2 pseudogenes are annotated in these 270 nt (G+C 38.1%); both read right to left on the bottom strand.

The window, feature by feature from the left end:
• Window positions 1-64 (bottom strand): annotated as a pseudogene (locus tag SB717_RS36165) (NUDIX hydrolase); the annotation flags it as partial.
• Between the two features lie 59 nt (window positions 65-123).
• Window positions 124-270, bottom strand: a pseudogene (locus SB717_RS36170) (UDP-glucose 4-epimerase); the annotation flags it as partial.

Raw genomic sequence — 270 nt, forward strand, 5'->3', positions numbered from 1 at the left:
CCATTAATATTTTATCTGTTTCTTCGTCATGTATTAGTGCATATACGACATCAACTCTCTGCATAAGACTTCTCTCCCTCCAAAAATGATGAAGAGCCGATTCCTAAGAATCGACTCTTCCTATTAATTCATCACTAACTCAGCTGTGAGCTTTTTTTTTAACTTAGCCAGCATGTCAGTTGTCATTTTATCTAAATCGTATTCTGCTTTGAAGCCCCACTCTTTCATTGCTGCTGTTGCATCAATAGAGTTTGGCCAGCTATCAGCGAT

It is taken from the genome of Priestia sp. SIMBA_032, from assembly GCF_046535215.1.
GTDB lineage: Bacteria > Bacillota > Bacilli > Bacillales > Bacillaceae_H > Priestia > Priestia aryabhattai.